The organism is Undibacterium sp. Tian12W, from assembly GCF_049339405.1.
Classification (GTDB): Bacteria; Pseudomonadota; Gammaproteobacteria; order Burkholderiales; family Burkholderiaceae_D; genus Undibacterium.
In genome coordinates this window covers 12830-31306 of the sequence record NZ_JBMPPK010000019.1, presented here as the reverse complement: position 1 = coordinate 31306, position 18477 = coordinate 12830, and the positions used below count along the sequence as shown (strand labels likewise).

Annotated in this window: 18 protein-coding genes and 1 tRNA gene; 16 read left to right on the top strand and 3 right to left on the bottom strand. The window is 48.2% G+C overall.

From position 1 onward, the window contains the following. The first annotated feature begins 14 nt into the window (after nt 1-14). From rdgB to ACO0LI_RS22355, 6 genes are all read left to right on the top strand, one after another. The gene (gene rdgB, locus ACO0LI_RS22380; RefSeq protein WP_423035378.1) at nt 15-605 is read left to right on the top strand and encodes an RdgB/HAM1 family non-canonical purine NTP pyrophosphatase; all 591 of its coding nucleotides are present in this window, start codon (nt 15-17) and stop codon (nt 603-605) included. Further along, on the top strand, nt 602-1861 hold the full coding sequence (gene hemW, locus ACO0LI_RS22375) for a radical SAM family heme chaperone HemW (RefSeq protein ID WP_423035376.1): 1260 nt from the start codon (nt 602-604) through the stop codon (nt 1859-1861). The genes rdgB and hemW overlap by 4 nt, the downstream gene beginning before the upstream one ends. A gap of 331 nt (nt 1862-2192) precedes the next feature. Further along, nucleotides 2193-3344, top strand: a complete 1152-nt coding sequence (locus ACO0LI_RS22370; protein WP_423035374.1) for an EAL and HDOD domain-containing protein — start codon at nt 2193-2195, stop codon at nt 3342-3344. Between the two features lie 3 nt (nt 3345-3347). After that, entirely contained in the window at nt 3348-5366 is a 2019-nt protein-coding gene (locus tag ACO0LI_RS22365; protein ID WP_423035372.1) for a putative bifunctional diguanylate cyclase/phosphodiesterase, read from the top strand. Nucleotides 5367-5407: 41 nt separating this feature from the next. Next, a tRNA-Ser gene (locus ACO0LI_RS22360) sits at nt 5408-5497 on the top strand. A 380-nt stretch (nt 5498-5877) separates the two neighbouring features. Then, nucleotides 5878-6252 carry a hypothetical protein gene (locus ACO0LI_RS22355; protein WP_423035370.1) on the top strand — a complete coding sequence of 125 codons (375 nt, stop codon included), beginning with the start codon at nt 5878-5880 and terminating at the stop codon, nt 6250-6252. Between the two features lie 24 nt (nt 6253-6276). Here ACO0LI_RS22355 and ACO0LI_RS22350 read toward each other — a convergent pair whose 3' ends face one another. Further along, nucleotides 6277-6552: a hypothetical protein gene (locus ACO0LI_RS22350; RefSeq protein ID WP_423035368.1), complete on the bottom strand. Its 276-nt coding sequence runs from the start codon at nt 6550-6552 to the stop codon at nt 6277-6279. 171 nt (nt 6553-6723) lie between these two features. On the opposite strand from ACO0LI_RS22350, the gene ACO0LI_RS22345 reads away from it, so the two are divergent. Next, the gene (locus tag ACO0LI_RS22345) at nt 6724-7929 is read left to right on the top strand and encodes an acyltransferase family protein (protein ID WP_423035366.1); all 1206 of its coding nucleotides are present in this window, start codon (nt 6724-6726) and stop codon (nt 7927-7929) included. A 180-nt stretch (nt 7930-8109) separates the two neighbouring features. Here ACO0LI_RS22345 and ACO0LI_RS22340 read toward each other — a convergent pair whose 3' ends face one another. After that, nucleotides 8110-8727, bottom strand: a complete 618-nt coding sequence (locus ACO0LI_RS22340; protein WP_423035364.1) for a hypothetical protein — start codon at nt 8725-8727, stop codon at nt 8110-8112. 84 nt (nt 8728-8811) lie between these two features. Further along, nucleotides 8812-9054, bottom strand: coding sequence for a hypothetical protein (locus ACO0LI_RS22335; protein ID WP_423035362.1), 243 nt, complete (start codon nt 9052-9054; stop codon nt 8812-8814). Between the two features lie 45 nt (nt 9055-9099). Here ACO0LI_RS22335 and ACO0LI_RS22330 point away from each other — a divergent pair, with 45 nt between their 5' ends. The 9 genes from ACO0LI_RS22330 (at nt 9100) to ACO0LI_RS22290 (ending at nt 18459) form a co-directional block, all read left to right on the top strand. Next, nucleotides 9100-9654: a hypothetical protein gene (locus ACO0LI_RS22330; RefSeq protein WP_423035360.1), complete on the top strand. Its 555-nt coding sequence runs from the start codon at nt 9100-9102 to the stop codon at nt 9652-9654. A gap of 529 nt (nt 9655-10183) precedes the next feature. Continuing rightward, nucleotides 10184-10618, top strand: coding sequence for a type II secretion system major pseudopilin GspG (gene gspG / locus ACO0LI_RS22325; RefSeq protein ID WP_422951454.1), 435 nt, complete (start codon nt 10184-10186; stop codon nt 10616-10618). Between the two features lie 32 nt (nt 10619-10650). Continuing rightward, nucleotides 10651-11853, top strand: coding sequence for a type II secretion system F family protein (locus ACO0LI_RS22320; RefSeq protein WP_423035358.1), 1203 nt, complete (start codon nt 10651-10653; stop codon nt 11851-11853). After that, nucleotides 11850-13553 (top strand): GspE/PulE family protein, encoded by a 1704-nt coding sequence (locus ACO0LI_RS22315; protein ID WP_423035356.1) that lies wholly within the window; start codon nt 11850-11852, stop codon nt 13551-13553. The genes ACO0LI_RS22320 and ACO0LI_RS22315 overlap by 4 nt, the downstream gene beginning before the upstream one ends. After that, complete coding sequence (locus ACO0LI_RS22310) at nt 13546-14370, top strand: hypothetical protein (RefSeq protein ID WP_423035354.1); 825 nt, start codon at nt 13546-13548, stop codon at nt 14368-14370. The genes ACO0LI_RS22315 and ACO0LI_RS22310 overlap by 8 nt, the downstream gene beginning before the upstream one ends. Then, complete coding sequence (locus ACO0LI_RS22305) at nt 14367-14921, top strand: PilN domain-containing protein (RefSeq protein WP_423035352.1); 555 nt, start codon at nt 14367-14369, stop codon at nt 14919-14921. Before ACO0LI_RS22310 ends, ACO0LI_RS22305 begins: the two co-directional genes overlap by 4 nt. Further along, nucleotides 14918-15529, top strand: a complete 612-nt coding sequence (locus tag ACO0LI_RS22300; protein WP_423035350.1) for a hypothetical protein — start codon at nt 14918-14920, stop codon at nt 15527-15529. The genes ACO0LI_RS22305 and ACO0LI_RS22300 overlap by 4 nt, the downstream gene beginning before the upstream one ends. Beyond that, on the top strand, nt 15526-16071 hold the full coding sequence (locus ACO0LI_RS22295) for a hypothetical protein (protein ID WP_423035348.1): 546 nt from the start codon (nt 15526-15528) through the stop codon (nt 16069-16071). The genes ACO0LI_RS22300 and ACO0LI_RS22295 overlap by 4 nt, the downstream gene beginning before the upstream one ends. A gap of 12 nt (nt 16072-16083) precedes the next feature. After that, nucleotides 16084-18459: a cohesin domain-containing protein gene (locus ACO0LI_RS22290; RefSeq protein WP_423035346.1), complete on the top strand. Its 2376-nt coding sequence runs from the start codon at nt 16084-16086 to the stop codon at nt 18457-18459. Nucleotides 18460-18477 lie beyond the last annotated feature (18 nt).

Below are 18477 nucleotides of genomic sequence, written 5' to 3'. Positions count from 1 at the left end.
AAGAGTAGATGAATATGAGCAAAAACCAGAAAATAGTCCTGGCCTCGAATAATCAGGGCAAGCTCAAAGAGTTTTACCAGATACTGTCACCGCTGGGTATAGACCTCAGGGCACAATCTGAATTTGACGTGCCTGAAGCTGAGGAGCCTTATCCCAGCTTTGTCGAGAATGCCCTGACCAAGGCCAGGCATGCATCGCGCCTGACGGGTTTGCCAGCGCTGGCCGATGATTCCGGCATCTGCGTGAATGCCTTGCAAGGTGCGCCTGGTGTGCTGTCTGCCCGCTTTGCAGGTGAGCCAAAATCTGATGTGCGCAACAACCAAAAACTCATCGCAGATTTGGCTGGCATGGCAGACAAGTCCGCCTATTATTACTGTGTGCTGGTTTTCGTGCGTTCAGAATCTGACCCGCAACCGGTCATTGCTGATGGCGTCTGGGCAGGAGAAATCATTGCCGATGCCCGTGGTGAAAACGGTTTTGGCTATGACCCACATTTCTTTATTCCGAGTTTGAATAAGACCGTGGCTGAACTTGCTGCAGCAGAAAAGAATCAATTGTCGCACCGTGGGCAAGCCTTGCGCGCCCTTGTAGAAAAACTGAAATGATACCCATCAAGCCCATAGCGGCAAGCCAGCCTGTACAAAAAAAATCACCGGACTTATCGAACATACCCGGTGACGTGGCCAGCCAGTATCTTGTACCAGGCAGCCTCAATCTGACGCAATTACCGCCGCTATCGCTGTACATTCATTTCCCCTGGTGCGTACGCAAATGCCCTTATTGCGATTTCAATTCGCATGAAGTTAAAGGCAGCTTTGATGAGTTAGCTTATCTGGATGCCATGCGTGCTGATCTGGAAGCGGCCTTGCCATTGATTTGGGGCCGCAAGATATACACCATCTTCATCGGTGGTGGCACCCCCAGCCTGATGTCAGCAGCAGGCCTGGATAGATTGCTTTCTGACGTGCGTACGCTGTTGCCACTGGACGGCAATGCAGAGATCACCATGGAAGCCAATCCCGGTACGTTTGAAGCAGAAAAATTTCGCTCTTATCGCCAAAGCGGCATCAACCGATTGTCGATAGGCATACAAAGTTTCAACTCCAAACACCTGGCAGCCTTGGGCCGTATCCATGATGGTGACGAGGCACGCAGGGCCATAGAAATCGCGCAGGCAAATTTTGACAACTTCAATCTGGACCTGATGTTTGCCTTGCCAGGCCAGACCATGGATGAGGTCAGAGAAGATGTGGAAACAGCCATTTCTTTCGCACCGCCACATCTGTCGCTATACCACCTGACGCTGGAACCCAATACCTACTTCGCCAAGTTCCCGCCAGCCATACCCGATGACGACCTCAGCGCAGAAATGCAAGACCTCATCCACGGGCGCATGGCAACAGCAGGCTACGGCAATTATGAAGTTTCTGCTTATGCGCAAGCGGGCAGAGCATCAAAGCACAATCTCAATTACTGGAACTTTGGTGATTACCTCGGCATAGGTGCCGGTGCGCATTCAAAAATATCCTTCCCACACCGGGTAGTGCGCCAGGCGCGTTACAAGCAACCCAAGGCTTATATGGATGCCATGGCTGCAGGTAATTGTGTGCAAGAGTCGCATGAAATTCCTGTGGATGAAATGGGTTTTGAATTCATGTTGAACGCGCTACGCTTGCAGCAAGGGTTCAAGGTTAATTTGTTTCAAGAGCGCACTGGCATGCTGCTCAACAGTATAGAAAAAGAATTGTTGAATGCTGAGAACAAAGGTCTGCTTTACCGCGACCATGAAATCATTTGTCCCACGCCGCTGGGCAAACAATTTTTGAATGACCTGCAACAGATATTCCTCGGCAGCGAATAATTTATTTGTCTGATGCGGTCCTGATGCGTGCCCAATAAGGCATAGTATTTTTACCACATGCTTTATTGGTGAAATCTAAAATATCTCCTATCCTGATAGCTGAGTATCAGCATCCATATGCCTGTTGAAAAATCAACAGCCAGGCAGTTTTAAGCTGGAATCCTGGTAATTGTGTCAGATTGCACTCATCAAGTATCAAAATACCTCACCTGTCGCTTTAAATTGTGTTGCAATTGGTTAAGTCCCAAACTAATATCTCTACCAATTTTTGTAACATTTGACGTCCTTCTTTATGACTCTGGCTCGTGGAATAGGCACTTTATTGCCCGTGATGAATAGCAAGCAACAGTTGCTTGCACTTCAAGCTGATTTTGGTGCTTTGCCAATCGGCGATGTCATTGCTTTGCTCCAGTTTTTGCATGAAAAAGAAATCTTTTCTAGGCTCTCTGGCATTTCTGTTCTGGTCAGAATTGCAGACCCTCTGCTGGTCCCGGCAGACATCGATACGCGCTTGCCACTGGCGCGTATCGTCCTTGGTGTACCTGCAAAATCCGCAGAAGACAAGGAAGTGCAAACCAGACTCAAGTATTTCAACTCACATGGCGCACGCGTCATCATTGATGATTTGCAGGCGCACGACAATGCGATATGGGAAGGCGCAAAGAAAATCAGTGTCGATTGCAGCAAGGACATTCCTGCCCACATCAAACCCTTGCTGTTACGCCTGCATGGCGGAGACCACCTGGCGCAGCATCTGCCCCATGCAGCCTTGCAAGAGCAGGCGCATGAAGCCGGGTTTAAATGGTTCTCTGGCGATTATGCTTTTCACCCACCCCTCAGCAACAAGGCAGCAGATGCCACTGCCAGAACGCGCTTGTTGAAATTGCTGGGCCTGGTCGCCCGCGATGCAGAATCGCGTGAACTGGAAGAATTATTCAAGCAAGATGCAACCCTGTCCTTCATGCTGTTCAAGCTCGTCAGTTCTGCCGCCTTTGCGCAAACCGTGCGGGTGTCCAGCTTTGGCCAGGCCATTAACCTGCTGGGGCGCAGGCAGTTGCAAAGATGGCTGCAATTATTACTGTATGCGCGCCAGCAAGATCACAGCGGCAGCCTGAACCCCTTGATGCCGCGTGCCGCATTTCGTGCAAGCCTGATGGAGGCAATTTGTCTCAAACGTGGCGGCAGCAAGGATGAGCTCGATTGTGCCTTCATGGTTGGCATGTTTTCTTTGCTCGACAAACTATTCGGCAATCCCCTGGTCGAGGTGCTGCAACCTTTAAACCTGCATACAGAAGTGCTCGATGCTTTGTTGCACAAATCAGGTGCGCTAGGTAAAAGCCTGGATCTGGTAGAAAGGGCAGACCGTCCTCTCAAAGACTTTGATTCTGGCCTGATAGAAGAATTGGGCTTGAGTGCCGATGATTATTACGACTGCATGATCACTGCATATACATGGGTGAATCAGGTTTGCCAGGATATGTAGCCAATGACCAGGCAAGCTGCGATAGACGAACTCGAAGTCGGTGCCAGTCTCGGAGAGGCTGTCTTGTGCCTGCAAGGCCAGGAGCTTGATGCTGCTTTAAATCGCATAGTCAAAGAAGTTTTTCGTGACGCCAATGCGGCATTCCGCCGTGGCAAACTCGATGAACAAAAAACAAAGGCTGATGTGCTGTGCATGGCATCACCCGAAACCTATTACATCCTGTCCGGTAAAAAAGGGCAGATCAACGAAGCTGACCTGGCAAAATTGAATACCCTTGCCAGTCTCACGGCCAAGCTGTTTTCCAAACGCGCAAAGCTGGACCAGGAGTTACAGGCATCCGCCCAGGCACAATGGCAACAGACCCAGATCATTGACCAGATTCATGAGTCCGTCATTACCATGGATTTGGCCGGTTTCATCCTCAGTTGGAACCGCGGCGCAGAAAAACTCTTTGGCTATGCCGCGCAAGAAGTTATAGGCAAAAATATCCTGTTCTTATATGACGATGAGGGTGAGCCAGATACGCATTTGTATGACAGCTTCCTGGAGCATGGTGGTCGCGAGATGGAAGTGCGCCGCAAGAAAAAATCAGGTGAAGTGTTCTGGGCCAGTCTCAGTCTATCGCCATTGTGTGATGCCCAAGGGCTGCCCATAGGCATCATAGGCTATCTCAGCGATATCACTGCCCGCAAAGAAGCAGAACAAAAAATCAATCACCTCGCTTACTACGATGCGCTGACCAATCTGCCCAATCGCAGCCTGTTCCGGCAACTCGTCGATAATGCACTGTTGCACTCACAAAGAAACAGCAGCAGCGCTGCGATTATCTTTCTTGACCTGAACCGTTTCAAACTCATCAATGACACCCTTGGTCACGACATAGGCAATGAGTTGTTGCGCCAGGTCGCAGCCCGGTTCTTGTTAACCCTGCGCGAGAATGACATCGTAGCCCGTCTCGGCAGCGACGAATTCGCCATCGCCGTACTCGACATCAACCAGCACTTCCATGCCAGCCTGGTCGTACAAAAACTCTTGCAGGCATTGAATGACGCCTTCATCGTCTCTGGCCACGAATTGCGCGTCGGTGCCAGCATAGGTATCAGCATCTTCCCGCAAGACGGCAATGATGCCAATGCCTTGCTGCAAAAGGCCGACATCGCCATGTACAAGGCCAAGCGCAGTGCCGGCAACGTATCAGGCAGCTTTGTGTTCTACAGCGACAGCATGAACCAGAGCATCGCTGGCAGGCTGTATCTTGAATCCAGCATGCGCAAGGCACTGGAAAACCAGGAATTCTATTTGCAGTACCAGCCCAAGGTTGATATCAAAAGCGGCAAAATCATTGGAGCAGAAGCCTTGCTGCGCTGGCAACACCCAGAGAAAGGCCTAATCTCGCCAGCAGAATTCATCCCCGTTGCAGAAGAAACCGGCCTGATCCTGCAAATCGACGCCTGGGTACTCGAAACCGCCTGCGCCCAGGCGAGGGAATGGCAAGACAGCGGCATAGCGCCGTTCCGCATCGCGGTCAATGTCACAGCGAGAGAATTTACCAACAGCCTGCCACTGCGCGTTAAAGAGGCCCTGCAACGCTACCAGATTTCACCATTATGGCTGGAACTCGAAATCACCGAGAGCATGCTCATGCACAGCACCGAGAGTGTCATCGCCATCATGGAGCAAATCACCGCCCAGGACGTCGTGCTGGCCCTTGATGATTTTGGCACAGGCTATTCCAGCCTGTCCTACCTCAAGCGTTTCCCGATAGACACTCTAAAGATAGACCGCTCCTTCATCCTCAACATCCCCACAGACCAGAACGACTGTGCCATCGCCAGCGCCATCATCATGATGGCCAAGCAACTCAAGCATAAAGTCATCGCAGAAGGCGTAGAAACCCGCGAACAACTGGCCTTCCTCATCAACGCCGGTTGCGACGAAGTGCAGGGCTTCCTCTACTCCAGACCCGTCAGCCCCCAGCAATTGCTTGCTTTGCTGGATAAAAATTTCCATTTCGAAATTTGATCCTTGCCCAAGCCCGCCATTCAGGTTATACTATGCGGCTCGGAAGCTTGGCAGAGCGGTTGAATGCACCAGTCTTGAAAACTGGCGAGGTGTTATAGCCTTCGTGAGTTCGAATCTCACAGCTTCCGCCAACGAATACGAAAAAGCCCTTGATGAATAATCAAGGGCTTTTTTTTTGTGTTTATATTGACTTTATTATAAGAAGCCATTAAAAATAGTAAAAAGCGGGCATGGTTACGAAAGTTGCGTCTGCAACTTGAAAAGCAGCACAAAACTTTGCATCAGTTTGCAAGCAAATTTGCATTTTTTATTTTAACGTGCGAATACGATGGGCTATGCGCATCTACGCGGACTAACAATCCCATCGCAGCCCTTTATCTTGGGTAAAAATAAGGAATGGCTTCAATACGTATTCAGAATCGATTCCTATCAGCAGTTTGCTTTCAGTCTGAAAAAATGAATTTCAATATCAAGCATGTAGTTTGATGAAGGCAGGAACCGCAGGTTGGTAATGGCGCAAAAAAATGAAATAAGCGGTGATGTAGGCCAGATTGTGATGGGTGATTCAAATGTCGGGCCATCGCTCAGCATTGTCATAAATTTGAACCTGAACAATGATGGAGAAAAACTTTTGACCAAAGTGCAGCGCGACGACATCACAAAAAAAGTAAAAGAATTGTCGGCCGTGTCAGATTTGACTGCGCTCGATATTTACCGCGAATTGCTAAATAAATTTGATACTGACAAAATGGATAATTCTCCACGCAGCAAATTTAATGAAGCTTGCGAGTACATCGACAAGAAGTATGCAGAATGTATTGATGATGATTTGCAGGCAGATACAGCAAAAATAGAAGCACCAGTTCAGATCAAAGAAATTCCCTGAAAAAATTGCCAGGCAAACAGCGAACTACTCAAAAAAGACTAATTTCAAATTGCATGTGCTTTTTGGCTTGATGGTGTTGATGATAATCACGGAAGCAGTGTTCTTAATGTCTGCGTCACCTGCAAAAGCAAGCCAAGAGATATTAAGTAATGAAGACCTCCAGATGAAAGCTGCCACTTTGACGGCAAGGTTCATTCTATAGGCAGTACTGTACGCATGGCCGACGGGATCATACGGCAATGCATGGATGCGCCCGGTGACGCGCCTTCTTATTGGGAAGTACCAATTAAAAATCGTCATTGATTTAGTGATAAATCAATGAAGGAAAGAAAGACAATGAAAAATTTTGACACTAGAACATAAACGAACAAGAGAAACTTAATGCTAGCCATTTCTGTCCCTTCAAAATGCTGGCAGATAATATTGCACACCCTAATAATTCATTTTGGATAGTCATAAAGACGTTATCAGATGCAGAATATCAATGTGTCACTCAACAGTTCTGAGCGAGTTTTTTTTCAAGAAATAGAGTCACTGCGTGGGCTAGCTGCACTAGCGGTTGTAATTGAACATTGCTTTTGGTTTTTCTTTGAAGCCAAGCCAGGCATATTCAATACGTATCCGGGCGTCCAACCAATTACACACTGGCTGATTCATACGGTGTTTAATGGGCGTGCGTCGGTCCTTCTCTTTTTCATCATGAGCGGCTTCGTCCTGGGGCTGCAACTCAAGAACGAGACCGCATCACTCCTGATTGGCTGGCCAGCCTATGTCGTCCGACGAGTCCTTCGAATCGTACCGGCAATGTGGGTTAGTGTTTTTGTTTCCTATGGCGTTGCTTTGCTAACAGGCAGTCCGTCCAATGCAGACATTGCCATGCTGGTGAGGACACTTTTTTTCTGGGATTTTTTCCTGCAGGCTCCACTGTGGTCCATCAATATCGAGATGGGATGTAGCTTGGTCTTCCCACTGCTTTATTTCATTTCCACTCGAACGGGAAAAATCACCAATCTCGCTATTTTTGTTTTGTTGATGGCGATGATCTTTATCGTGCCCATGCCACCTTGGGACCTGCGCGTCGAGTTCATGCGCTCCCTGGTCTTGTTCCATGCAGGACTAATCGTTGGCGAATATGGAACAACTTGGATGACAGCGCTGGGGCGACTGCGGCGGCCGTTGTTCTGGGCCGCGCTATTAGGATTCGGCCTCATTCCCCAACTGTGGATATTCCAGTCAACATTTATGTTCTATGACGATAGAAGGTGGACACTGCTGGCAGAAATTCCCTTTTGTTTCTTCATTCTTTCGTACGTGATCCATGAACGCGGCCAACCTGGTACTGCGCTGCTGAGACAAGCCTGGACCAGATATTTAGGAAAGGTTTCGTATAGCCTTTTCCTGTTCCATTGGCCAGTCTTGATAATTGTCCAGTTTTACCTGCTCAATGATATGAGCCCTGCACTGTCGGCGATTGTCCAGCGATATCCACTGGCAGTCCAGGGCGTGCTGTTTGCTGTCGTCCTCAGTATTTCGCTTGTAGTTGCGTCTGCAAGCTATCGATGGGTAGAAAAGCCATTCATTGAGTTAGGAAGAATATTTGGTCGATTCGTGAAAGCGAAAAGTCGTAAAAACCTTATGCCAACTGAAGCAGGAATATCGCTTGTAAAAGCGGACTGAAAAGATGCTTAATAGCAAAAACGATGCTGGACGCTTTGTTTCGAACAATAAGTGCATCAGCATCTCACCAGGCTTCTTGTATCAGTACCGGCAAGGGGTCTAACATTCATACATTTTCTAAGGGTGCGTGGTCAGATCTTACATTCATACATTTCCAACCCGGTGGGCAATTACTTGCCGCTAATCTTCAATTGGAGTCGAGTAACTGAGCTTCTCTGTGTCCCAGCCGTTAATTTCTTTCCTTCGCCAAGTCAGTTGCCCTATTAGCCCGCCCTCGCTGTCATATAAGCGAATATTGGCTGCGCTATACACTCCAGGGCCTGGTCCGTTAAATCCGCCAATACGATACCAGCCTTGTATGAAACCAAACTCGCATTCGGCATGTTTGATCAAAGGTTGGTCAACGTCGAGATATTGAAAGTTCATACCTCCACAACAGAGTACCCGTGGCGCATGGCGACGTGTCATTCTCCAGCGGAGGTAATGGCCGACTTCGCTTGCCGCGAATTGCGCGTCCATATATTCTGACCAAACAGGATATTCTATCTCTTTGCCTGCACGTGCTGCCCCATAGGCGTTTTCAAAGTCCCGTAATGGAAGTATGTCTTCGGCAGCGCACAAGGCCGCACAATCCTTGCACCAGGCAGGGCGAAGCGGTATTTTAAGTAGCTCACTATCCTCCACCTGTTGTCCCATGGCCGCTGAACCCAAATAGTAATAAGCCTCACTGAACGGTGCTCGAAAAGTTGTCTGGCAACTGGTACAGCGATATTCAGTAGGCAACGTATTTGTACTCACGAGTATTTGCTTGATCGTCGTCTGTAGGGAGGATTGATTAGCCGGATTAACTGGCAGGGCTATTGGTCGTTTAGCTTATCATTATTAATGTGACTCTTCTACTGGCTCAGCATTCTTTTCCTCCTGCCCCTTCCTCGTCTCCATCTCCAATTGCGTAGTAACCCCCTGCGCCGTGACGCTGTGGGTGGTTTTTACGATAATCCAATCCGTATCCCCGATAGGCGTTTTTAGGCTGGGGATGCGCATGCCCATCATGGGTGTAATGTCTGGCCTGCCGAGGGCCAGGGTAAATTGCAGGGTCGCTTTGCCACGCTTTACCCGGTTCATCTCTGCTTTTGCTGCTCACTCTGCCGCTTCTTGATTGGGGTAGGTGTGGCGCAGGCGTTTTGGGTTGTCGTCTTCGTCTATCAGTTCTCTTTTTTCTTTTGCGTCGTTGGGGTCGTGCCATTGGGCACGCACGCCGCTGAAGGCGTCGCGGCTGGCGGTGTGGTAGCGGTGTTTGTCGCCGTCGCGGCGTTCCAGGGTGGCTATACGTTATTTTTAGACGAAATGCGCTGTGATCATAAGGTCGACCATGTTAAGGGAGCAGATTTAGACGATGTTTGTGTTCTTCAAGATTCCGAAAAAAAATTGACGATTATCTTGCACATTATCTGTCTGGAGGAAAACCTGCTGATTTCAATTTTAGAAGTTAGGATCAAGTTGAGGGGAGGGGGCAAGCGGTCAGTTCTGACATTCATACATTTCCAACCCGGCGGGCGATTACGTGCTGCTAATTGCCCCCTAAGCGGGCTGGTCGCTTCGCCATGCCGATCCTGCAGAATGCAAGTCGCATCGCATGACAACCCAGCTATCAATGATCATTTCAAGTCCAGTTTCGCCACAAGTCTCACAGATTGCCAGACTTCGCTCGACCACATCGCCTAAGTAGTCGGTGAACGCCGTGTCGTTGTGTGGAGCAAGATCAAATCTTAATGCCCCCATTTTTGGGGCGCACACGTTATCGATATATGTGGCGGCAAATTTTCGAAGGCTTCGTCGACTAAGGGCAGCCAGCCTTCACCACAAGTATCTCATATCGCTTCTCGCGCCTGCTGCCTAGTCAAAACATTCGCCAATTGAAGTCTCCGTAGTTTTCCGCTAAATGTCGGGTCATGTCGCAGGGTCAACTCTGACATTCATGCATTTCCAACCTGTAGGGCATTAGGTGCCGTCCCGGGCTCCTTGGGTTACAAAGCCCGGACTTAAAGGGTGTTTAGATTGTTGTCTTATTGCTCTTTCTTTGCGATCTAAATTATGTTACCCTCGCGGGCTGCTCAAAATTTAGACACATTATTTAACATGGATAAATTCGTGAGTAGAATTTTTGACAAATATTAAGGAGTGCCCGAAAATCGCCACTCTCTGTAACAATATTCCATATATTAGTTAGATAATCAGGCATCAAGTGAAATTCATACTTAAAGCTAAGGGACCTCAGTATTTTCAGAAACGAAATGCAGGTTTTACGCTATTGGAATTGTTGGTGGTCGTAGTAATCATAGGCCTGCTTGCTTCCTATGTCGGGCCTAAATACTTTGCTCAAATAGGCAAGTCTGAGGCGGCGGTTGCAAAGGCGCAAATTACTGCGTTTGAAAAGGCATTGGATACCTACCGCATTGATGTGGGGCGGTTTCCAACGACAGAAGAAGGGTTGGCTGGTTTGCTTGAAAACCCATCTGCAAATACAAAATGGAATGGACCCTATTTAAAAAAATCCATTCCTGTTGACCCATGGGGGCGCCCATATCGTTATTTGTCTCCGGCCAAGGATAAGGATTTTGAGATCATTTCTTACGGCAAAGATGGGCAAGCGGGCGGCACAGGTGATGATGCCGATATTAGTAACTAGGTGCTTTTGGCGCAAACTTTTTAAATCAAATTATGCGCTTCAAAATAAGGGCACTGACACCTGATCAGCAAATCATTGAAGAAATCATCGAGGCACGCACTGAAGCCGAAGCGCGTCTGGTGATAAAGAGTCGTGGCTGGGTGATATCTTCGCTGCAGCAAATTGGTGCTCTGTCGTTATTGAAGGCCGGCCACTCCGGTTTAAAGCCTGCAAAATTTTCATTGTTACTGTTCAGCCAGGAGTTACTGGCTTTGCTTAATGCTGGCCTGACTATTGTAGAGGCACTGGAAGCTTTGCTTGAAAAAGAGCAAAACCAGGAAATTCGTAGTGTATTGTCTGGCATTCTGACAGGTCTGCAGGAAGGTAAGCGCTTTTCACAAGTGCTGGCTGAGCAAGAGGAATACTTTCCGGATTTATTTGTCGGCATTGTCCAGGCATCAGAAAGTGCCAGTACTTTACCGCCATCATTGGCGCGGTTTATTGAATACCAGCAGCGTATTGATGTCGTCCGGAATAAAATTATCAGCTCCCTTATTTACCCCGCCATCCTGTTTCTGGTTGGTGGCGCGGTTACATTCTTTTTGCTGGTATATGTTGTTCCCCGTTTTGCTGAAGTTTATCGTGGTACTGGGCGCGCTCTGCCTTGGTCGTCTCAACTGCTATTGAATTGGGGAACATTCGTTACAGAGCATGCCTCAGTATTTACTCTGGTTTGTCTGGCTGGCGTTTTGTTTTCAGGCATCTTCATCAAAGGTATCTGGCAAAGAAACGGTGCCCTGGGTCTGATTGCCAAATTTCCCGGGTTTAACGAGTCTATTCGTATTTATTCATTATCCAGGCTGTATATGACCCTGGGTATGTTGCTGGACGGTGGAATCCCCATCGTTGCTGCCTTGAATACAGCTGCCAACATGGCAGGGGGCAATATGCAAACCGCTTTGCTTCAGGCAACTGCTTCAATTGAGTCCGGTGTCATGCTGTCTGAGGCTTTTGAAAGCTATGAATTGACGACACCGATTTCTCAGCGGCTGTTAAGAGTTGGTGAGCGCACTGGTGAATTGGGGAAGATGCTGACGCAATCAGCCAATTTTTATGAAGGCGAAATCACGCGCTGGATAGACCGTTTCATCCGTAGTTTTGAACCAATTTTGATGGCTGTCATTGGTCTGATTGTCGGCACTATCGTGGTGCTTTTGTATATGCCTATATTTGATCTGGCCGATGGTCTCTCATGAATACAACTTCCGATAATATGACCAGCGTCCTGGTTACGCCTGAGTTGTTGCAACAAGCCAGAGACTATGCCAATCAACATCATGTCAGTATGTGGCTTGCCCTGCATAACCTGACTCAGGTTGAGCCCCGGAAGTTGCTGCAAATGCTGGGTCACTATTGCGATATGCCTGTGATGGAGACGATGGAGTTGCAGGCATATGTGCCCGCTTTTGATTTGTTGCCGCTGAATCGTGCCATGCAAAAGCAAAGCCTGATACTGCGTGATACACAAAATTGCTTATTTGCTGTCATCTCTGATCCTTTTGATCCTGATGCCCAGATATGGCTTAGTTCGATCGCTAAATCGCCTATACAATTCCGGCTGGCATTGAATACAGACATACAGGCATACCTGTCGCGTCACGAGGATACTACCCGCACTACGGATAGCCTGGCAAATACTGCGTCCCTTGATACTGCCGCCAAGCGTGAAAGCAAAGCTGCCACCAGGCTGTCATTTGAATCTGTTTCTGAAGCAGCCAGCCCTGCGGTCAAGTTGGTCAATACCACCTTGTACGATGCTTTAAAAGTTGGCGCTTCAGATATTCATCTGGAGAGCACGGCACATGGGTTGAGTGTCAAATACCGGATTGATGGTGTGCTGGATCACATCACTTCTACTACTGGTATTGCCGATGCAGAGCAGGTAATTTCCCGGCTTAAGGTATTGGCTGAACTTGATATTTCAGAGCGCCGGGTGCCGCAAGATGGCAGTTTTTGTATTGAGGTCAATGACAGGGAAATCGATTTGCGGCTTTCCATCATGCCCAGCATACATGGCGAAGATGCAGTTATCCGTATTCTCGACAAGCGCGCAATGGTAGAGGCGTACGGCGCACTTAGTCTTGAAGCATTGGGCTTTGATGAAGCCTCTCTGGTTACCTTGCGCATGTTGACCGAAGAGCCGTATGGCATGTTGCTGGTGACTGGGCCTACCGGCTCGGGTAAAACCACTACGCTATATGCAGCGCTGTCAGAAATCAATAGCGGACGCGAAAAGATCATCACCATTGAAGACCCGGTCGAATATCAATTGCCCGGCATTCTGCAAATCCCGGTGAATGAGAAAAAAGGGCTTACCTTTGCCAAGGGCTTGCGTTCTATCCTGCGTCACGACCCCGACAAGATCATGGTGGGTGAAATCCGTGACCAGGAGACGGCAGAAATAGCCGTGCAGTCTGCATTGACGGGTCATCTGGTGCTCACCACCGTGCACGCCAATAATGTATTCGATGTATTTGGGCGCTTTGCTCATATGGGTATAGATCCTTATGCCTTTGTGTCTGCGTTGAACGGCATATGGGCACAACGTCTGGTCCGTATCAATTGCCCACATTGTTCGACAGAGATCGCTGTCGATGAACATATGTTGAAGCGTGTGAACCTGACTGCAGAAGATGTGCAGGATTTTAATTTCCGGCAGGGGCAGGGTTGTGGTGATTGCCGCGGAACCGGTTATAAAGGCAGGCGCGCCATCGCAGAGATACTGACTTTGACTGATGAAATCCGTGAAATGATTATCGAAAAACGTCCTATCAGGCAAATCAAGGATGCTGCAAAACGAAATGGCACAACTACCTTGCGTGAAGCTGCGCTGGAAATGGTCAGGCGCGGCGATACCACGCTGGAAGAAATAAAAAGGATTACGCTACATGCTTAAATTCTTTTGTTCTTCCTTGTTGGTTGATATCAACACCAGCCATTTTTATATCAGCCGACAAACAGCAAAACTCCGCCGTACGACAGCACTTGAGGCTACAGCGCCAGTTCCATTCGACATAGAGCAGGATATCAATCATTTTTGCGCGAATTGGAAGTCGGTATTTGCCAGCTATCCAGATAGAAAATTGTTGCTCGAATTGATAGTGGACGATGTTTTGGTCAAGTATTTTGTGCTGGCACCACCGACGCAGGCACGATCTTTAAAAGATCTTCATGCCGCAGCGCAGATGCGTCTGGAGACTTTGTTTGGCGTGCCTGGAGATGACTGGCTCATTAGCGCTGACTGGCAGGGTAATCAAGCTTCTTTGGTCTGTGCCGTTCCCAAGGTGCTTCTGGAAAAAATAGGCGTTGCAAGTAAGCAATCAGGTCAAAAGATATTGAGTTTGCAGCCCCGCTTTGTGTGGTTATGGAATCAATGCAAGCAAAGACTTGCTGCCGATGGCTGGTTTGCGTCTGTCGATGAGCAAGCCATGACATTGGCTGCATGCCAGGATGGAAGTCTGCATATGGTCACCAGCATACTGTTGCCCAAGGATAGTGACAACACATGGTTGCACACCCAATTGCAAAGACAGGCAATGCTGCATCATTTGACCCCGCCTGCGCAATTGTTGCTTGCTGGTCGAATCCCGGCGGCATGGCAAGCGAGCCTGTTGCACCGTACTCATCAGTATCAAATCGCAAAAATAGACTTCGCAAATAAAATAGCTACTGCCAAGACCTCGTTGGAAAGCATGGCGGAGGTCGCTTCATGAGATCACTACAAATAGAATTTGCTCCAGATTCGATAGCCAAGCGCTTGCATTACACTTCATTTCCAGTGCTGCTGCTGGCTGTATTTACCTTGATCCTGCTTTGTGGCCTGGTATGGCGTGGTAAGCAACTGATGCAAACCAGCATGCATGTTACTGAACAAGTACAGGCCTTGAAGGGCGATATCGAGAGGGTAGAGAAAAGACAAATCAAGGCGCCAGTTGCCAAGCTAGCTCAGGAGCAAGTGATTGCGATCAATCAGGCCGTTGCCAAACTCAATCTGCCCTGGACTGATGTGTTTGATGCACTCGAAAAAGCCAGTTCTGACAAAGTCGCCTTGTTGCAAGTGACACCGAATAGTCAAAAAGGCAGTTTGAAAGCAATTGCAGAGACAAAGAATGGCGACGATATGATTGCGTATATTGAAGTCTTGAAACAGCAAAAGTTGTTCACTACCGTGGTTCTTGAAAAACATGAGATCAACGAGCAAGACCAGAACAAACCATACAGGTTTCAATTTGAAGTGCAATGGCGTGACGGAGTCAGGCAATGACGACATCTCTACAACATGCCCCCGGTTCACCAAGACAAATTCGACTCGCCATTGCGCTTTTGTCGCACAGATTGGGTTGGTTTACATTGCTGTTGTTTAGTCTGTTGCTTGCTGCCAGTGCAGCCTGGTGGTGTGGAGTACCTTATGTGCAAAAGCAAATCTATGGCATGGAAGAGCAGCAAGCTGATTTGCAGGCCAGGCACCAGCAATTGAATGTTGCAAAGCAAATCCCGGCACCCGATGATAATTTACAACGCCTCGACGCGTTTTATGAATTGCTGGGTGAAAAGAAGCATGTAGAACAGCAAGTTAAAACCATACTATATCTGGCCAATGAGGCAGGTGTCAGTCTGAAAGCTGGCGAGTATCAACTGGCAGAAAATAGTGCAGGTAAATTTTTTACCTATAAAGTGCAATTACCTGTGAAGGGAAGTTACCTGCAAATCCGGAAATTTGCAGAACAGGTTTTGTTGACTATTCCATTTGCATCGCTGGATGAAATTTCATTCAAACGTGAAGTCATCAACGGTACCACGATAGAATCGAAAATGATATTCACCATCTATGTGAGCGCAACTATCGCAGCACCCGACAGAGGTTTTGAATGAGCGCGCGTAAGATATTGCTGGGCATCTGTTTGGCTGTTGCTGCATGGCTGGCCCTGTTTGCAGATAAGACTCCTGATGCAGATGTCGTCGAAGCAGTGACACCTGCCAAGAAAATACAGGCAACTCAAGCAAATCTTGCCAGCACCAAGGTGGTGAATGCCCATGCAAAGCTGCCCGCTGCAAGTCAGGTACAGACGATTGCTGCTGTCATCGACAGAAAACAATTAATTGCTGCTGACTACAAAACGAATGGAAATTTCTTTGATGCGCAAAGCTGGACGCCGCCACCTCCACCAGCAGTCAAACCGCCACCACCTCCGCCACCAACTGCACCGCCACTACCATTTCGTTATCTTGGTAAAAAGACAGATGATGGTCAGATAGAAGTGTACTTGTCTAGCGGCGACAGGACTTTTATCGTCCAGGAAAAAACCATTATTGAAAATATCTACCGTGTCGATACCATCAAACCGACCATGATGAGCATTACTTACCTGCCTTTAAATCAGGTGCAGACTTTGCAAATCGGTAGCACAGATTAAAAAAGAGTATTCATGAATTCAACTCAATATTTACCGCGTCGCAGGCTTCTCGCCCTGATAATCATTTGCATGTCGCTGTTTGGTTGTGCAGCACAGATGGCCTATCGTGATGGCAAAGATTTGATTGCACAGGATAAGCTAGAAGACGGGCTTGAAAAATTCAAGCTGGCAATGAATGAGGCACCTGGTCAGCTTGAATATCGCAAAGCCTATCTGAAAACGCGTGAGCAGATTATTTACAAGCTGCAAGAGCAGGCAGATTTGTCCGTAAAATTGGAAAAACTTGCTGCTGCCAGAGAAAATTTTCAAAGAATATTGAATATTGATCCGGCAAATGAGCAGGCGAGGGCAGGCTTGTCCAGACTTGAGCAACTTGAGCAGCACGCGGCTTTGATAGCTGAAGCGCAAGCTTCGTTCGACAAAAAAGATTACAGTCGCACTCAGGCGTTGACTAAAAAAGTACTGGCAGAAAACCCCGGTAATGTCGCAGCCAACAAGCTCGCCAGAATGGTCGCTGAGTCTGTCGCGCAGGTGCCGCAGGAAACCAGGTTAAATGCAGCCTACCGAAAAACCATTAATATTGAATTCCGGGATGCGCCAGTCAAGCAGGTCTTTGAAGTAATTTCCCGTACATCGAGTATCAATTTTTTATTTGACCGCGACGTAAAAACGGATCAGCGCACATCCTTGTTTCTGAAAAACAGCAGCATAGAATCGGCGATTCATTTTACTTTGCTGACTAATCAGCTGGAAAAACAGGTCCTGGACGGGAACACGATACTCATTTATCCCAATACTGCTGCCAAACAAAAAGAGTATCAGGAGATGGTCGTCAAGAGTTTTTACCTGACCAATGCCGAAGCAAAAACTGTTTCGAATTCGCTCAAGACTCTGGTCAAGACGCGTGACATCGTTGTCGATGAAAAACTTAATATGCTTATCCTCAGGGATAGCCCGGACGCCATAAAACTGGCAGAAAAAATTATTGCCCTGCAAGACCTGCCAGAGCCAGAGGTGATGCTTGAAGTAGAGATACTGGAAATCAAACGCACCCGTTTGCTGGACCTGGGCATACAATGGCCAAATAGCCTGAGTCTGGCACCATTGCCATCCGCTTCTGGCGGTGCCCTGACTTTGCGTGACCTCAAAAATAACCTCAACCCTTCCACCATAGGAGCGACCGTTGGCCCGGTTTCGGTCAAGGCCAGACGCGAGACAGGTGACGCCAATCTTTTGGCCAACCCGCGCATACGTGCAAAAAACCATGAAAAAGCCAAGATATTGATAGGCGAGCGCGTACCGAATATCACGACCACCGCCACCTCCACTGGTTTTGTTTCAGAAAACATCAACTACATAGAAGTAGGCTTGAAGCTCGAGGTTGAGCCCACTATTTATCTGGACAACGACGTCGGTATCAAGATCGCTCTCGAAGTCAGCAGCCTGACCAATCAATTGAAAACGCAGTCCGGTTCGGTTGCCTACCAGATCGGCACCCGAACAGCCAGTACAGTCCTGCGCCTGAAAAATGGCGAGACGCAAATACTGGCAGGCCTGATCAATGATGAAGAGCGCAATTCTGGTAACAAGGTACCTGGCCTCGGTGAAATGCCTATTGTTGGCCGCCTGTTTGGCAGCCAGCTTGACGATAGTCAGAAGACAGAAATCGTCCTGTCGATAACGCCGCACCTCATACGCAATATCCAGCAGCCGGAAATACGTAATGCCGAATTCCAGTCTGGCACCGATACCAGCTTCAGGGTAAAGCCTGACATGTCTGATACTGCGCCGGCATCAAATACAAACACTGGCGCAGTGTCTAATGATGCAGCCAGGAACTCAGTCAAAACGGACAGCAATCCGGCGAACAGCCTCGGCAACAACAATGCCAACAATACCAATAATGCTGGCGGCATTAATGGGGGCATAGGCGGTATAGGTGGTATAGCCGGAACAGGCGGCATCACCAATGTCGGTATGCCACAAATGGAATGGCAAGGCCCGCGCAGTGTAAAAATTGGCGACGTATTTTCCATGCAGTTGATCATGCAATCCGATCAACCCGTAACCAGTGTCCCGCTCATCTTAGGTTTTGATCCTGCGGTTTTGCAAGTAGTGAATGTCAATGAAGGCATATTCCTCAAGCAGGGCGGGGCACCTACCAATTTTAATGCTTCGATTGATCCCAAAGGGCAGGTGACTATCAGTAATACACGAAGTTCTGGCGGTGCCAGCAGCCCTGGCAGTTTAATGACTATCAACTTCCGGGCCATGGCTGTGGCAGAATCTACTCCGCTTAAAGTATTGTCTGTCGCGCCTGTAGGCGCAGCGGGGCGCAATCTGCCAGCTCAAGCCTTGCTGCCGTTCAATGTTGAAGTTCAACCCTGATCTTCAAGTTGATAGACA

Bases quoted from the DNA above. Each gene is read 5' to 3' on its own strand.
- rdgB (WP_423035378.1), top strand. From the start codon at position 15: ATGAGCAAAAACCAGAAAATAGTCCTGGCCTCGAATAATCAGGGCAAG.
- hemW (WP_423035376.1), top strand. From the start codon at position 602: ATGATACCCATCAAGCCCATAGCGGCAAGCCAGCCTGTACAAAAAAAA.
- ACO0LI_RS22370 (WP_423035374.1), top strand. From the start codon at position 2,193: ATGAATAGCAAGCAACAGTTGCTTGCACTTCAAGCTGATTTTGGTGCT.
- ACO0LI_RS22365 (WP_423035372.1), top strand. From the start codon at position 3,348: ATGACCAGGCAAGCTGCGATAGACGAACTCGAAGTCGGTGCCAGTCTC.
- ACO0LI_RS22355 (WP_423035370.1), top strand. From the start codon at position 5,878: ATGGCGCAAAAAAATGAAATAAGCGGTGATGTAGGCCAGATTGTGATG.
- ACO0LI_RS22350 (WP_423035368.1), bottom strand. From the start codon at position 6,552: ATGACGATTTTTAATTGGTACTTCCCAATAAGAAGGCGCGTCACCGGG.
- ACO0LI_RS22345 (WP_423035366.1), top strand. From the start codon at position 6,724: ATGCAGAATATCAATGTGTCACTCAACAGTTCTGAGCGAGTTTTTTTT.
- ACO0LI_RS22335 (WP_423035362.1), bottom strand. From the start codon at position 9,054: ATGAACCGGGTAAAGCGTGGCAAAGCGACCCTGCAATTTACCCTGGCC.
- ACO0LI_RS22320 (WP_423035358.1), top strand. From the start codon at position 10,651: ATGCGCTTCAAAATAAGGGCACTGACACCTGATCAGCAAATCATTGAA.
- ACO0LI_RS22315 (WP_423035356.1), top strand. From the start codon at position 11,850: ATGAATACAACTTCCGATAATATGACCAGCGTCCTGGTTACGCCTGAG.
- ACO0LI_RS22310 (WP_423035354.1), top strand. From the start codon at position 13,546: ATGCTTAAATTCTTTTGTTCTTCCTTGTTGGTTGATATCAACACCAGC.
- ACO0LI_RS22305 (WP_423035352.1), top strand. From the start codon at position 14,367: ATGAGATCACTACAAATAGAATTTGCTCCAGATTCGATAGCCAAGCGC.
- ACO0LI_RS22300 (WP_423035350.1), top strand. From the start codon at position 14,918: ATGACGACATCTCTACAACATGCCCCCGGTTCACCAAGACAAATTCGA.
- ACO0LI_RS22295 (WP_423035348.1), top strand. From the start codon at position 15,526: ATGAGCGCGCGTAAGATATTGCTGGGCATCTGTTTGGCTGTTGCTGCA.
- ACO0LI_RS22290 (WP_423035346.1), top strand. From the start codon at position 16,084: ATGAATTCAACTCAATATTTACCGCGTCGCAGGCTTCTCGCCCTGATA.